This is a genomic window from Methylobacterium sp. Leaf361, assembly GCF_001424445.1.
Classification (GTDB): Bacteria; Pseudomonadota; Alphaproteobacteria; order Rhizobiales; family Beijerinckiaceae; genus Methylobacterium.
In genome coordinates, this window is sequence record NZ_LMPY01000035.1 from 1 (window position 1) to 12,384 (window position 12,384).

At 64.9% G+C, this 12,384-nt stretch carries 17 protein-coding genes; 4 read left to right on the forward strand and 13 right to left on the reverse strand.

Annotated elements, in window-relative coordinates; translation table 11 throughout:
- Positions 1-135 precede the first annotated feature (135 nt).
- From ASG32_RS34055 to ASG32_RS22500, 5 genes are all read right to left on the reverse strand, one after another.
- On the reverse strand, positions 136-357 hold the full coding sequence (locus ASG32_RS34055; protein ID WP_157862037.1) for a hypothetical protein: 222 nt from the start codon (positions 355-357) through the stop codon (positions 136-138).
- Between the two features lie 252 nt (positions 358-609).
- The gene (locus ASG32_RS22485) at positions 610-1,020 is read right to left on the reverse strand and encodes a hypothetical protein (protein WP_056530966.1); all 411 of its coding nucleotides are present in this window, start codon (positions 1,018-1,020) and stop codon (positions 610-612) included.
- The gene (locus ASG32_RS22490) at positions 1,017-1,724 is read right to left on the reverse strand and encodes a hypothetical protein (RefSeq protein WP_244492129.1); all 708 of its coding nucleotides are present in this window, start codon (positions 1,722-1,724) and stop codon (positions 1,017-1,019) included. The genes ASG32_RS22485 and ASG32_RS22490 overlap by 4 nt, the downstream gene beginning before the upstream one ends.
- Before the next feature lie 492 nt (positions 1,725-2,216).
- Positions 2,217-2,486 (reverse strand): hypothetical protein, encoded by a 270-nt coding sequence (locus ASG32_RS22495; protein ID WP_056530972.1) that lies wholly within the window; start codon positions 2,484-2,486, stop codon positions 2,217-2,219.
- A 426-nt stretch (positions 2,487-2,912) separates the two neighbouring features.
- On the reverse strand, positions 2,913-3,746 hold the full coding sequence (locus tag ASG32_RS22500) for an outer membrane beta-barrel protein (RefSeq protein WP_056530975.1): 834 nt from the start codon (positions 3,744-3,746) through the stop codon (positions 2,913-2,915).
- A gap of 296 nt (positions 3,747-4,042) precedes the next feature.
- Here ASG32_RS22500 and ASG32_RS22505 point away from each other — a divergent pair, with 296 nt between their 5' ends.
- Positions 4,043-4,474 carry a hypothetical protein gene (locus ASG32_RS22505; protein WP_056530978.1) on the forward strand — a complete coding sequence of 144 codons (432 nt, stop codon included), beginning with the start codon at positions 4,043-4,045 and terminating at the stop codon, positions 4,472-4,474.
- On the opposite strand, the gene ASG32_RS34060 is transcribed toward ASG32_RS22505, so the two are convergent.
- Positions 4,469-4,747 (reverse strand): hypothetical protein, encoded by a 279-nt coding sequence (locus tag ASG32_RS34060; protein ID WP_157862038.1) that lies wholly within the window; start codon positions 4,745-4,747, stop codon positions 4,469-4,471. The two genes, ASG32_RS22505 and ASG32_RS34060, sit on opposite strands and share 6 nt — an antisense overlap.
- A 127-nt stretch (positions 4,748-4,874) precedes the next feature.
- Here ASG32_RS34060 and ASG32_RS22510 point away from each other — a divergent pair, with 127 nt between their 5' ends.
- Positions 4,875-5,429 (forward strand): PAS domain-containing protein, encoded by a 555-nt coding sequence (locus ASG32_RS22510; RefSeq protein WP_056530981.1) that lies wholly within the window; start codon positions 4,875-4,877, stop codon positions 5,427-5,429.
- Positions 5,430-5,925: 496 nt separating this feature from the next.
- On the opposite strand, the gene ASG32_RS22515 is transcribed toward ASG32_RS22510, so the two are convergent.
- The 4 genes from ASG32_RS22515 to ASG32_RS22525 all read right to left on the reverse strand — a co-directional run bounded on the left by ASG32_RS22515 (position 5,926) and on the right by ASG32_RS22525 (position 7,474).
- Positions 5,926-6,168, reverse strand: coding sequence for a hypothetical protein (locus tag ASG32_RS22515; RefSeq protein WP_244492131.1), 243 nt, complete (start codon positions 6,166-6,168; stop codon positions 5,926-5,928).
- A 240-nt stretch (positions 6,169-6,408) separates the two neighbouring features.
- Positions 6,409-6,546 (reverse strand): hypothetical protein, encoded by a 138-nt coding sequence (locus ASG32_RS34065; RefSeq protein WP_157862039.1) that lies wholly within the window; start codon positions 6,544-6,546, stop codon positions 6,409-6,411.
- A gap of 120 nt (positions 6,547-6,666) precedes the next feature.
- On the reverse strand, positions 6,667-6,999 hold the full coding sequence (locus ASG32_RS22520; protein WP_157862040.1) for a hypothetical protein: 333 nt from the start codon (positions 6,997-6,999) through the stop codon (positions 6,667-6,669).
- Positions 7,000-7,030: 31 nt separating this feature from the next.
- Positions 7,031-7,474 (reverse strand): DMT family transporter, encoded by a 444-nt coding sequence (locus ASG32_RS22525; protein WP_056530987.1) that lies wholly within the window; start codon positions 7,472-7,474, stop codon positions 7,031-7,033.
- A 117-nt stretch (positions 7,475-7,591) separates the two neighbouring features.
- Between ASG32_RS22525 and ASG32_RS22530 the strand changes: the two genes are divergently transcribed.
- Positions 7,592-7,795 (forward strand): hypothetical protein, encoded by a 204-nt coding sequence (locus tag ASG32_RS22530; protein WP_056530990.1) that lies wholly within the window; start codon positions 7,592-7,594, stop codon positions 7,793-7,795.
- Between the two features lie 177 nt (positions 7,796-7,972).
- Here the strand turns inward: ASG32_RS22530 and ASG32_RS22535 are convergent, their stop codons facing one another.
- From ASG32_RS22535 to ASG32_RS32815, 3 genes are all read right to left on the reverse strand, one after another.
- Positions 7,973-9,790 carry a CHASE3 domain-containing protein gene (locus tag ASG32_RS22535; RefSeq protein WP_056530993.1) on the reverse strand — a complete coding sequence of 606 codons (1,818 nt, stop codon included), beginning with the start codon at positions 9,788-9,790 and terminating at the stop codon, positions 7,973-7,975.
- Positions 9,791-9,979: 189 nt separating this feature from the next.
- A complete protein-coding gene (locus ASG32_RS34580; RefSeq protein ID WP_056530997.1) occupies positions 9,980-10,741 on the reverse strand; it encodes a hypothetical protein in 762 nt (253 codons plus the stop codon).
- Between the two features lie 640 nt (positions 10,742-11,381).
- Complete coding sequence (locus ASG32_RS32815) at positions 11,382-12,032, reverse strand: PAS domain-containing protein (protein WP_082558004.1); 651 nt, start codon at positions 12,030-12,032, stop codon at positions 11,382-11,384.
- Positions 12,033-12,138: 106 nt separating this feature from the next.
- On the opposite strand from ASG32_RS32815, the gene ASG32_RS22550 reads away from it, so the two are divergent.
- On the forward strand, positions 12,139-12,342 hold the full coding sequence (locus ASG32_RS22550) for a hypothetical protein (RefSeq protein ID WP_056531004.1): 204 nt from the start codon (positions 12,139-12,141) through the stop codon (positions 12,340-12,342).
- Positions 12,343-12,384 lie beyond the last annotated feature (42 nt).

Consider the following 12,384-nt stretch of genomic DNA (forward strand, 5'->3'; position numbering starts at 1 on the left):
ACGGCCCTGGGCGGCTTGACGCCCCGAGCCTTCGCCAACCAAGCTGTCACAGCCCGAGAAATTGCATAGGTCGTGGACCACAAACCGGGTCAACTCCAACATGGCTCAAAGCCATACCTTAGGGAGGACCACTTTTCAGGGGGCAGGCCACGAGCCGGCGTGCGACCGCGTCAGGTTTCCGGAGAGCGATGAAGCATCTGCCGTATGGCTGATCGTTCGATGCGAGTTCGCCACCTGGCCGGCCATCAGCATGGTCAGCGCTGCCAACATCAATCCGATACCGCCAATCACTCCGTAAAAGACCGGCAGACCGGGGCCGCCATGCTGACCGTTCTGACTGGAATGCCGCTCTGCCACCTGAAAACCTCGCTGATCCACACTCGCGGACCCAAGGATGCAACGGGCTCTCAATCAGATAGGTCCTCCGCTGCGGCGCCATGACGGGCGGCCCGTCCAACCGCGGTATGTAGCCCCACGACCAACATGTTCGGGCCCACGATCTCGGAGAGGAAGGTGTCTGGGGTCATCGGGCCGATCCCACAGGGCGAGGGGTCTAGGCGCCGCCTCTGGCCTGAACCTCTACGATGGCAGCCGCCAAGCTGTGAGTTCTCAGATCGGTAGCTGCCGGAACCCGGCCTGTCGGTGCATCGGGATCTCGAACAGGAAAGGTGGCCTCAGGTTCTTCAGGAGGCCATCGATATCCGGCCAGCGCCAGATCAGCAGGGACGCCTGCTGATTGATCGGTGTCGTCTGATAGCCGGCGGCGAGGACGAGCCCCTTCAACCCGGCCTGCCGGAAGGCGGCACGTTCCGCCTTGTTCTTCTGGATGCGCTTGTCGCCGGTGATCACGAGCCAGTCGTCGCCCGTGCCCGCTAGATAGGCCATCCATTCGAGGTCCGCGGCATGCCGCCCGCACGGCAGATCCCGGATGTGGGACGCGCTTTCGTCTCGATGGTGGAGGTAGCCGTTCAAGGTCTCGGCGAGCACGGGGGTCGTGCAGTTGTCGAAGAAGACCCTCAAGCCGCCGACCGCAGATCCATCTCGCGGCGGAACACCAGGGCGCGCTTCACGGCGCGGACAGGCACGTCCCACACTCGGGCAGCCGCCTCCGGTGACCCTTCGGCCTCCACGGCGGACACGAGCGCGTCGACCGGGACAGAGGTCTCAGCCTCGATCGGTTGCCCGAAGGAGCGCGCCGGGTCGATCTTCACGGACTTGCTGCGCCCGAGCGGCCACCAGATCGCAGGGATGCCGGCCTCGTCGTAGTCGAGGTTGGTCAGGCTGCGCTCGAGGATGTCGCGGAAGGCGAACTGCTTCCGGAACAGGTCGATCAGCTTAGTCTGTCCGTCCTCCTCCACGACCTGGAGAAACACCGTTCGACCATCGGACCGGAAGCGCGCCGTCGACAGCGGGCGCGCATCGCCGACGACATCGCGAGCGAGCTCGACGGCTTGGCGCACGCGCTGCGGACTCAAGCCCTTCTCGATGAAGGTCGAGGCAACCCGGACCTCCTGCAGGTCCCGGAAGCCGAGGAAGATGCCCTCTTCGCCGAGGTCCACCTGCGGCTGCCACAGCGGCTCGTAGCGCTTGCCGTTGGCCTCGTGGCCGCGGAGCCAGCGAGAGATCTTCGCCGGTGCGATGCGCAGCAGTCGGCCGGCTTCAGCGGGCGTATAGAGCCCGATGCCGACAAGGCCGGTAGCCGGAGGTTGCACGTTCTGTCCCACAGTCACGTGGTCTGCCGAGAGTGGCCCAGCGTCAATAGGCTCTGTCGCCGCTCGGCTGACACCCCTGTCTCCCCACCCTGGTCGACGGTGCCCGCAGCCTGATCCGATCCCAATCAAACGGGCTGCGACGGCTCACGGGAATAGCGAGGTAGGATCCACCTCGGCCCCCCGTTAGTAGGCGTCAGCCGGTGATATTCAGGCCTCGCCGTCGGTCGACGGTCTTCGCCGCCGCCAGGGACGTCGTGGGCCCGGCGGACGGGGCTCCTTGTACGTCCAGGGCATCGTGCCGTTCGGCCGTCGCGGGATCTCCCGGGTCTTCTCCGGGCGCTCGGGACGTGGGCCTTGGCAGCCGCCGTCGCGCCAAGCTCGGAAGACGCGAGTGTAGACCCACTCCACCCAATCATGCTTGGCCCGCACGACCATGTCGGCCAAGACGCGCTGCGTTTCTTCGGGATCGAACAATGCGTGCCCGAGGCAGCTGACGGTCAGATCTCAAAAGTCCCGGGGCTCGGGAGCATCCGGCCGCGCCGCGAGGGAGAAGAGGAGCGCGTGCAGAGCTGCGCGGGCGACATCGTCTCGACTGGGCGTCCCGGCCGCGCGCCGCGCAGCCTTGCGCCGGGCCTCGACCTTCGCGTGGGAGTTCAGATACTCGCTCCGAGCCCGGGGCATGCCCTTGCGCGACAGGCGCCGCCCGGGGGTCCATTCGGGCTTCTTCGGCCCCTCTTCAGGGGTCTCGTTCAGGTCGTGGTCGTTGCTCGACATGGTCAGCCTCCGCTTGAGAGGCCTCCCATTGATACGACATCGACGAAAAACCCAAACGGCGAGAGGGATGGCCGATCACCGTATGACCGGCGGAAGCAGCCGGTGACGCCTTCTCGATCAGCCGGTGACGTTCAGGGCGTTACGGATCCAACTCGCCATGACGGTCTGGCGAGTTGCGACGACGTCATGTCGAGCCATGGACAGGGGATCGGATCCGCTCGGACGGCTATTCCAGAACGAAGAAACACCCCAGGAGCGGGAGCTCCCAGGGTGCTGCCGACCTCGCGGCCAGTTTGATCGGGCTGGGGATGCGAAGGTCAGCCGATCGGCTGCTCTTCGGCGGCGGAAGGCAATGAGGAGGACCAACTACCCCTCGCCCGCCGCCGCGTCTCCCGGCACAGCCGCCGGGAGCAGCGCGACCGGATCTCAGTAGGAGCCGAACTTGTAGTTCAGGCCGGCGCGGACGACGGCGAACTCGTCGGAGCGACGTCCGACGCCGGTGGTGACGACCGGCGTGAGGCTCGCAGCGTCGACGAGCAGGACGCCCTGGTTCCGGGTGCCGCGGTCGAGGTTGACGTACAGGCCTTCGACCTTGAGCGTCACGGCGCTCGAGCGGAAGAAGTTCAGGAACGAGTCGGTCGGCAGGGCGTACTCGATGCCACCGCCAGCGGCCCAGCCGGTGCGGAAGCTGTCGTTGCCGCGGAAACCACCGAAGGAGCGTTCAGCGCTGCCTGAGCCGTAGGCGAAGCCGCCGGTGCCGTACACGAGGGTGCGGTCGAAGGCGTAGCCGAGGCGGCCGCGCACGGTGCCGAAGTAGTCGAGGCTCGACAGGCCGCGCGGGTCGTTGACGATCAGGCCGGGGGCGACGGCGCCGGAGATGAAGGCGTTGTTCCGGTCGCGGCCGAAATCAAGGTACTGAGCGTCAGCCTCGAAGCCGATCACGACACCCGAGCCCGGGGTGAACTGGTAGTTGTATCCGATCTGGCCACCGCCGGAGAAGCCGTCCTGGCTGCGGTTGCGGAAGGAGGCGACGGTGCCCGGGGCCGCGTAGGGGAAGGGAACGGCGAAGACGTTGCCGGTCTTGCGGTCGCTAGCATCGAAGGCGTAGCCGGCGTTGATACCGAAGTAGGCGCCGGTCCAGGTGAAGACCGGGACGGGGGTGAACACCGGCGGCGGAGCAGCGCGGCGCGGCAGGTCGGCGGCCGAGGCGGCGGCGGTGAGGGCCGTGAAGGCGGCCAGCGAGGCCAGGAGCTTGGTCATAACGGAAGGTCCAAATTTCGATCTGGAGGTATGGCTACCAGTCCGTGATAGAAAAGGCTGTAGTTTTACGGACACACCATTCGGCGACGGGGTAGGGCGGCTTAGTAAACCGAATATGAAGGCATACGAGATCGGCGGAATACACTGCCTGATCCTCAGCCGGACGCCCCAACATCTCAGAAGCGGTTTGGTTGCAGCCCGCTATCACGTTGCCCGGCAGCTGTGGCCGAAAGGCTACAGGACAGAGTAGCCGGTTCGCTGCAGAGCCGGGCCTTCACTGGGTTTTCAGCCCCACCATGCCGATCCGGCCCGAGCACCGTTTCTTCTACCCCATCGACTGGGCGCAGCTCTCGGCCGTGATCCGGTTCGGCCGGGCGAAGGGCTGCTGCGAGGGCTGTGGCCGTCCGCACGGGCGGATGGTCTACCACCTCGGCGACGGCCGCTGGTGGGACGCGGATGCCGGCCGGTGGCGCGACGGCTGGGGCCGGCGGATCCGGATCGCGGCAGAGGCGGACATCCTCAGACGGGCGCGCCGGACCCGGGTGGTGTTGGCCGCAGCCCACCGGGACCATGACACCTCGAACAACGCGGATGCCAACCTCGCGGCCTTCTGCCAGCGATGCCACATGATCCACGACCGGCCGGAGCATCAGAGGCGGCGCTGGCGGACGCTGTTTCGTAGGAAGGCTTTGGGCGATCTGTTCGGCGGAACGTACCCGCCCTCATAAATTCTTGGACCGCGACGCCTCTTCCAGCCTCACGATCGTCTGGAGGGCTTGCAGGGCTTGTCGCCGCCCTTCCTCCGTCTCGATTTCCGACCACAGACGCAGGCATTCGTCAGTGCTCACGGTTGTGCCTGCATGTGGCGCCTCCACGAAGAAACGTTCTCTCGAAATGCCGAGCGCGTCGGCAAGCCGGTCCAGAGCTGCCCAGCAGCGATCGTCACTTTTTTCCATAACAGGATAAAAATCGAGGCGTGAAAAAATTTGTTCCAGCCCCATACGTCAGCCCAACACTAATTATAACGGTTGAAATATACTGGTATCGCCCTCGATAGGCTGGTCCGCCTCAGCGTTAGTGCGTGACCTTTCCCGGCGCTGAGCGTCTGAAGCGAGGGGGGCGTTCCAGATGATCTTCGTTGCGAAGGCGGACGGCGGCGTGACCTACGTCAGCCCCGAACGGACCACGTTCACCGGCCAAGCAGCCGACGAGGCCGTGGGACACGGTTGGTTCGCCTGCATGCATCCTGAGGACCGCGAGACCGCCGTCACCTTCCTGCGCAGCGCCCGCGATCAGCAGAGCGAGTACAGCCTCCGCACCCGCCTGCGCCGAGCCGATGGCAGCTATGCCTGGGTGATGATCGGCGCCGTGCCCTCCTACGGGCCACCTGGCGACACCTTCCTAGGCTACCTGGGCTCACTGACCGAGATCATCCCGAGCGGCTCGGAGCCGCTGAAAGCCTACGGCACCCTCTCGCGCTTCGTCCCGCCACCCATGAGCCCGACGACTCCGCCAGGCTCGGCCCTGGAGGCCGTAGCTGACTACCTGCTGATCGCTCACGGGCTCATTGAGCAGGACCATGCCAAGGAGATGCTGCCCGTGCTGAGGCAGGCATTGATGGTGGCGGGTATGCTGCTGGCCCGGAACATGAGTTCGGTCGATCCAGGCGCACGAGCCCATTAGGGCCTGCTTCCGCTGCTATGATGGCCATGGGCCGGCGCTCTGCGGTGTCCAATTCCCCCGCCACGCCGACCCTCACGCGACAGCCCGGCCTAGGCTTCACGGGTCAGGAGCGGAGAACTGGTCCGCACCAGCCTGTCGTCGCACGTCCGCCCACAACAGCGCCGTGTGGCGTCGCGAACGCCTCGGGCACATCAGCAGGGGGAAGCGTTGCTGTAACAGGTGTGCGTGCAGAAAAAAGGCCGCCCTGTTGGAGCGGCCCGAAGTCTTGGGAGGAAACGCCCTTGGGAAGAGCTGCGAAACCGCGACGCCATCGCGATCTCACACAGCCGACCTAAGCCTGCACGGTGCAGTGAACAACCGCCTGTAGGCTTCGCCAAGTGCATAAGTGACGCTAAACACCTGCTCAGGTGCGCTTACACACCATAGCTTTGGCTCCCGCGACATTGCGGGATCGAGCTTTATCTGCCTTTGAGCCAGAGGCGGCAGTGTCACCTGTTCAGCGCGCCAGATCGTCGGCCGGCCCACCCGCATGCTGGCCCGAGTACCGGTAGGCCAGGGCCGCGCGGTTGTGGGTCACCGAGAGCTCTGGCAAGACCACCGAGGCATTGCCGGCGTAGCCCGAGTACGCTGAAGCCGGATAGGGGCTGTGCTTGCTGTCGATGCCCTGCGCCAAGGCGGGGGTAGCGACGGCAACCAGGGCGGCAGCGGCGAGCAGATGCAGCTTCATGACGATCTCCATGCGGGTTCGTTTGACTTCACGGGGAAGCCATCCGGTCAGTCGGGTCGCGTGAGGAAGATCGTCGGTGTGGCGGTCTTGATCGCGGCGGCTGTGCTTGGCCGGCTGTGACCTCTCAACGGCATGCTCTGCCAATCGTTCGCCAGGTTTTGTGCGCCGTGACACATCCTGGGCATCGGCTAGCTACTGGCGCTATTCGGCGTCCTCGGATGCGAAGGCGAGGCTGAGAACCTCGCTCCGCCGTCAAGCGCAGTCTTGACCGGCTATTTCATCGGTGGCTTGGATTTCTTGAGCCCATTCCTCGTAGAGTTCGAGGCAGATAATAAAAATGCCGCACGAGATCGCGATGATTACAGCCGACCAAAAAATCGTATCCAGCATGATTGCCTGCCGATATTTCAACTCCTAATCAATTCTTAAGGATCATGGTTAACAATCGATTAAAGTGCTTGATCCGCGTAGCTCGATTTTGACGCCGCGGCCGCTGGTGAGCTGTGCTGGTCAGCCCGGCGGGTCCTTAATCGCGGTATCGGGCTGCATGACTTCGAGAAGCCGGAGCATCTGATCGATGTGGCCTAGCCCGTGGATCGCGTCGACACACAGGTCAGCGTTGATCCGGTCGACCTGTGCGTTCCCGCTGGACGGGCGTGATTGAAGGTCGTCGATCACTGCCACTAGCTCAGACCGCTTCGCCTGGATGCTTTCCAGCAGCAGACTGATCCTCGCGGCCGTGAGGGTTGTCGCTCGGCCGCCAGCCAGCATCTCCGCGGCTGTGGCGTCGAGGCTTTGGAGCGCAGATCCCTTCAACGGCAGAGGGACAACCGATGCAGTCATTTGTTCGCCCCAGCTTGAGCGGCATGCGCGCTCAGAACAGAGCGACCAACGCGACGCCGGCGACCATCAGGACAGCTCCGAGTATCCGCCAGAGGCTTGCCGGATGCACAGGAAAGCCGACCCAGCCGTAGTTGTCGAGGACGATGGAGGCGGCGACGCCCACGGTCACGATGATGCCCAGGAACGAGGCGGCGCCGATGGCCGGCGAGGCGTAGAGCTGCGCAAGGATCAGCAGCACGCTGAACAGGCCGCCGAGCCACGCCCACCAGGGCACCTGAGTCAGTTGCTGACCGGTCGGTACCTCAAGCTTGCCGATGGCGAGGCCTCCCAGCAGCAGCGCGGCCGTACTCACGAGCAGGGTGATCAGCCCCGCCGTGACAGGGAGGCCGAGCGACTTGGATAGGGTCGCGTTTTGCCCGGGCTGGATCGCGTTGGCGATGCCGGCGAGGATGGTGAGACCGTAGAGGAACAGCATGCCGGGCTAGCACGCGAGCACGCAGCCAAGGTCCGCAGGAACGCAAAGACGCGGGCTTCTGCCGCAGTACCGATACGGTGCGTCTCGGGTTGGTCGGGAGCCAACCAAGGAGACAGCATGGCGGACAAGGCTGACGTGACGACCTACACCGTGAAGCAGGCGCTGGCCGCCAAGGTCGACGATCACATCGAGATCGCGATCGAGGCACAGGATGGCACCAAGCTGAAGCTCAAGGCGACAGCGGACCAGCTCGACGCCCTGGTGGGCGACCTAGAAACGATCCTGGACGGCGATGACGCGGAGGTTGAAGCGGCCGAGTAGCGATCTCCGGACGACTGCACCGTCGAAGGATGCCACTCCGCAATTCAGGAGTGGCATCACCGGGAACGCCGGCCCCTCAGGGCGGATCCTGGTATAGGTCAGCGTACTCGCATCGAAGGGCGGCGATCTGGCCCTGCAGCTCCAAAATTCGATGAGAGCGGACATTTCTGGCGTAGCCTAAGGCGAGACGTGAGTGCGACGCCTCTCCACCAACGCCGCCTGCAGCTCCCGACCGAGGTCGGACACCGTGAAGGGCTTGCTGAGCAGGCGCACGCCAGGATCTAGCATCCCGTTGTGGACGATGGCGTTGCGCGTGTAGCCCGTCATGTACAGCACGATGAGGTCGGGATGGGTGTCCTGGATGCTGTCGACGAGCGCACGTCCGGTCTCCCCCGGCATCACGACGTCGGTCAGCACTACCGTGACGTCAGGGTGCTCAGCGAGAGTGCGACGCGCCATCTCAGCTCCGTCTGCGCCGATCGCTTGGCACCCCAACTCTCGCAGAGCGCTCTGGGCGAAGCTTCGCACACCGGCCTCATCCTCAACTACGAGGACCTTCTGTCCGGCAAAATCCGGCGATAGACGCGCTGACGTGACCTGGATGGCTTCCGGAGCGCTCAGACTGCGCGGCAGGTAGAGCTTGACCGTCGTCCCGACCCCGGGCTCGCTGTAGAGCTTCACGTGCCCGTTGGACTGCTTGGCGAAGCCGTGCACTTGGCTCAGGCCCAGCCCCGTCCCCTGTCCCACGCTCTTCGTGGTGAAGAAGGGATCGAACGCCTTGGCGAGCACCTCCTGGTTCATGCCGATCCCCGTGTCCGTGATCGACACCGCCACATACTGGCCGGACGTCACCTCGGCGTGGGCGTCAGCGTAGGCCTGATCGAGCATGGCGTTGGCGGTCTCGATGGTGAGATGGCCCTGGCCTTCCATCGCGTCCCGGGCATTCACAGCCAGGTTCAGGATCGCGCTCTCAAGCTGCGGCCGGTCGACCAGCGCTGGCCAGAGACCGCCGCCTAGAACCGTTTCGACCGCGATGCCTTCACCAAGCGACCGCCGGAGCATCTCGGACATGTCGCAGACGCACCGGTTCACGTCGGTTGGCTGTGGCTGCAAAGGTTGCAGCCGCGAGAAAGCGAGCAGCCGCTTGGTCAGCTCGGCAGCTCGGCGCGCCCCACTCAGCGCGTTCTCCGCCATAGCGCGAGCCCGAGTGTCTTCGGCCGAGAGGCGCCGCACGAGCATGTCGAGATTGCCGACGATAATGGCCAGCATGTTGTTGAAGTCGTGGGCGATACCGCCCGTGAGCTGCCCCAGGACTTCCATCTTCTGGGCTTGCCGGAGCTGTCCCTCGGCTCGCTCGCGGTGCGCGATCTCCAGGCGGAGTGTATCGTTCGCGACTTGAAGATCGCGGGCATGCCTCCGGTCGGTCCGGATGACCAGCCAAGCGAGGGCAGCAGCCAGAGCCAGGGCGACGGCGATAACTGCAGCCAGGATCGACCGACGGAACGCGGCCCGGTCAGCGCGCATGGCTTGCAGTTCCACCTCTGCTCGATCGAACTCTGCGGCGGTCGCCCGGATACGCCTCATCAGGTCGCGTCCGGCGTTAGTGCGCACGATGGCCAGCGCTCCCGCTTGGTCGCCCGCCTGCATGCGCTCAGTTGATCGTGCGAGTTCAGCAATCTTATCGTCGATGATGGGGCGGAGCTGATCCAGCCGAGCTTGCTGCCCCGCGTTGTCACCCGTGAGTGCTCGTAGGTGCGCCTCAGCGCCCGGCAACTCGCGGCCAGCCCTCGTGAACGGGTCGAGGTAAGTCGGGTCGCCGGTGAGAAGGAAGCCGCGCTGTCCTGTTTCCGCCTCCTGGATGAGCCGGATTAGGCGTCCTTCGGCTTGCCGTACTTCAGCAGAATGAGCGGACCACGCATCGGCATCCGCACTGGCCAGAGCGGCGGCGGCCGCTGCCAATCCGGCGAGAACGAGCAGGACGAACCCACCGATCATCGCGACTGTGTCGCGGGATCCGGCAACGCGTCGAACGGACCGACCCTTCAAGTTGCATCCTCTGCACCGCGAAACTCGCGGCTTGGCCTTACCGACATAGGAGCCGCGCTCGGCGCGACCATCGAGCATCAACTCAGGGTGGACGACGCGCTCGCCGACGCGTTCGTCATATCGGCCACACGCAGACCGTCACCGCATAGCTCGGCCAGACCTACCGCCCGCGAGAATTCTCACAGGATCGCTTCGGCCAAGGTCGACCGCTGCCCCTCGGCAGCCCTTCGACGTTGCCGTTTCCACAACCTGCCTCTGTGGATCTCCCTTATCCGTGGGGTGCATCGTTTTGCACCCTATGCCGCCTAGCAGCGCCGGGGCCGCGGAACGCCCTCCCCGCCGGAGCCATTGAAGCCATTCCCGGCTGATAATCCGGAGCACGTTCGGATCGGACTTCCGGCCCGGGTGGCGCCGCTCCTGGATGGTCAGGAGCCCGTCGCCCTCGGCTAGCCGGATGGCAGCCTGGGCCAGCCGCCGGCATACACCCGCCCGCGCTGCGATGGCGTCGATGCACAGCCCGCAGGCGCCGTTGCGGGCCATCTCGTCCCCGACGATCCGCAGGACCGCGAGTTGCCCGGTGGTGAACCTGCTGGCGAGGGCCGGCGGCATCGGCCCCGAGCAGGCCAGCCGTCGGCGCCGCTCGATCGCTACGGATCGCTCAGGAGCCCGCTGGAGGCGCTTGGGCGGAAACAGCGTCACTCGGCCGAGAGGAATGCCGACGGGCACCACGGCCTCGCGGATCGCAGCCCTACGGGTGTGCAGCGCCTCGGCCAAGCCCTGCGCCTCTGAGTCGGTCACGGTCTCGGCGGCATGGGCCTGCCAGATGGTGCGCGACAGGCTGTCGAGCTGCGCGAGCGTGCGCGCGTCGTCGATCGCCGACCGCATGGTGGCGTGAAACATCGATCCCGGTCCCTCACGGGCCGCGGCTAGGGTCCAGGCAAAGCCTTCCCGGTGCGAAAAGCGGTGCTTTCGCTTGACTCCCGAGGGGAGTTCATGGCTTGTGGGGGGTATTCGACACCGGCCCCACCAGGCCCCAGGTTTTCAGCACCCTCGTCCTTGCCGGGACGGGGGTGTTGGCTTTTCAGGGTCTATCTCGCAGCGATGGTCTCCTGAATGGCCGGCTCACGACTCGCCGAGGCGAGCACGGCCGTGACCGCCCATGTCGGCCGGGCGACACGGTTAAGTCAACGTTGGGCTGGTGCCGTGCCGCGTCGGTAAGGTGGCTTTGACGGATCGCTCGTAGCCTAGCCGCTCAGCGGAAGCCGACAGGTGCCCCGTGCGATATCCATGGCGTCGCCAAGCTCTCATCGTGATGGCGGCCCTGTTGGCGTCGCCGGTGGCATCGGCAGGGGCAGCGCCGACGAGCCGTAAGGCAGACCGTGACGCTGCCTACCTGCAAGAGGCGTTTGGCCACGATCTCTGCACCCGCAACGATCGCGAGCTACGCACGCTTACCAAAGCCCTGAGTAAAAAGTCGGGCGCGGCTACACGCTAGAACTTCGCGGCATCGCTCGTGCCTCTGCAGCGTGCAGCAGCTTACCTAGTGTAGCTTTGGATCGTCGGCGCGTGCGGTGCGTGGCATCGGCTTTGCCGACCTCTCGACGAGCAATGACGCAGCGATTTCGCGGCCGAGTTCGAGCATCACGGCTTTCAAGTGTGGTTCAAGGCGGGAGACACGATCGGCATCAAGCTCGTGCATCAGTTCCCATATTTCTAGAACACGCTCAGCCATACGCTCCACTGGCGAGCTCATCGTCTCAGTCGCCGATAGAAAATGTGTGGAGCCCTGAAGGAGGCCATCGATCTGCATGTCAGTTATATCGATGACGATCCCGCGCCCGCGAACTCGACCAGAGGCGTCCCGCTCGAAATAGCCGCGCGACAGTACCCAACGGACGACACCAGGTTCGGGCACAATGCGGTGTTCCCAAGCGAACGATCCGCCTTCATCGCGCACGCGGCGCCGATCTACGGTATCGCCAGCGAGGTCGTCCGGGTGGAAGATCGCGGAAAGCCGTTCCCACGAGATACCCTCCGCTGCCTCAGCTTCGGACAAACCGAAGATGCCAGCCATGACCGCGTCACAGCGGACGCGATCGGCGGCAACGTCATCCTCCCATACCCCGATATTGAGGGCAGTGAGCGGAAGCGACGCTGACGAGAGGGTAGGTTCCGATCGCCGGCGCGGCATATGCCGTCGAGCTCCTTAGAAAGGCTTGAATGTCTACAATCACAACTTTTCGTTGCGAAGCAATCTGGGTATAGGTCGCACGGTTACAACCGAAGGCGGGCCCAGTATGGGCGAGCGCGATAAGGACGATGGGCGCGATTTCGGACTCTCGCCGAGGGACCGCGACAGGCTGGCACGCGAGCGTGAGCGCAAACTGCGGCTATTGAAGCGCCTCGGCGATGCTGTGGGCAAGCCGCCTGAGTACTTCTTTGAAGCCGTTTCCGAGAACGACGCCACCAAGAACGAGCCGGACGACGGTAGCCAACGTTGAGAGCTTGGCTCCCCTGAGGCTTGCCCTGATGCTGACCGCGGT

Excerpts from the sequence above, each read along its gene's own strand:
- ASG32_RS22495 (WP_056530972.1), bottom strand. The coding sequence starts at position 2,486 with ATGTCGAGCAACGACCACGACCTGAACGAGACCCCTGAAGAGGGGCCG.
- ASG32_RS22500 (WP_056530975.1), bottom strand. The coding sequence starts at position 3,746 with ATGACCAAGCTCCTGGCCTCGCTGGCCGCCTTCACGGCCCTCACCGCC.
- ASG32_RS22505 (WP_056530978.1), top strand. The coding sequence starts at position 4,043 with ATGCCGATCCGGCCCGAGCACCGTTTCTTCTACCCCATCGACTGGGCG.
- ASG32_RS34060 (WP_157862038.1), bottom strand. The coding sequence starts at position 4,747 with ATGGGGCTGGAACAAATTTTTTCACGCCTCGATTTTTATCCTGTTATG.
- ASG32_RS22510 (WP_056530981.1), top strand. The coding sequence starts at position 4,875 with ATGATCTTCGTTGCGAAGGCGGACGGCGGCGTGACCTACGTCAGCCCC.
- ASG32_RS22515 (WP_244492131.1), bottom strand. The coding sequence starts at position 6,168 with ATGGAGATCGTCATGAAGCTGCATCTGCTCGCCGCTGCCGCCCTGGTT.
- ASG32_RS34065 (WP_157862039.1), bottom strand. The coding sequence starts at position 6,546 with ATGCTGGATACGATTTTTTGGTCGGCTGTAATCATCGCGATCTCGTGC.
- ASG32_RS22520 (WP_157862040.1), bottom strand. The coding sequence starts at position 6,999 with ATGACTGCATCGGTTGTCCCTCTGCCGTTGAAGGGATCTGCGCTCCAA.
- ASG32_RS22525 (WP_056530987.1), bottom strand. The coding sequence starts at position 7,474 with ATGCTGTTCCTCTACGGTCTCACCATCCTCGCCGGCATCGCCAACGCG.
- ASG32_RS22530 (WP_056530990.1), top strand. The coding sequence starts at position 7,592 with ATGGCGGACAAGGCTGACGTGACGACCTACACCGTGAAGCAGGCGCTG.
- ASG32_RS22535 (WP_056530993.1), bottom strand. The coding sequence starts at position 9,790 with ATGATCGGTGGGTTCGTCCTGCTCGTTCTCGCCGGATTGGCAGCGGCC.
- ASG32_RS34580 (WP_056530997.1), bottom strand. The coding sequence starts at position 10,741 with ATGTTTCACGCCACCATGCGGTCGGCGATCGACGACGCGCGCACGCTC.
- ASG32_RS32815 (WP_082558004.1), bottom strand. The coding sequence starts at position 12,032 with ATGCCGCGCCGGCGATCGGAACCTACCCTCTCGTCAGCGTCGCTTCCG.
- ASG32_RS22550 (WP_056531004.1), top strand. The coding sequence starts at position 12,139 with ATGGGCGAGCGCGATAAGGACGATGGGCGCGATTTCGGACTCTCGCCG.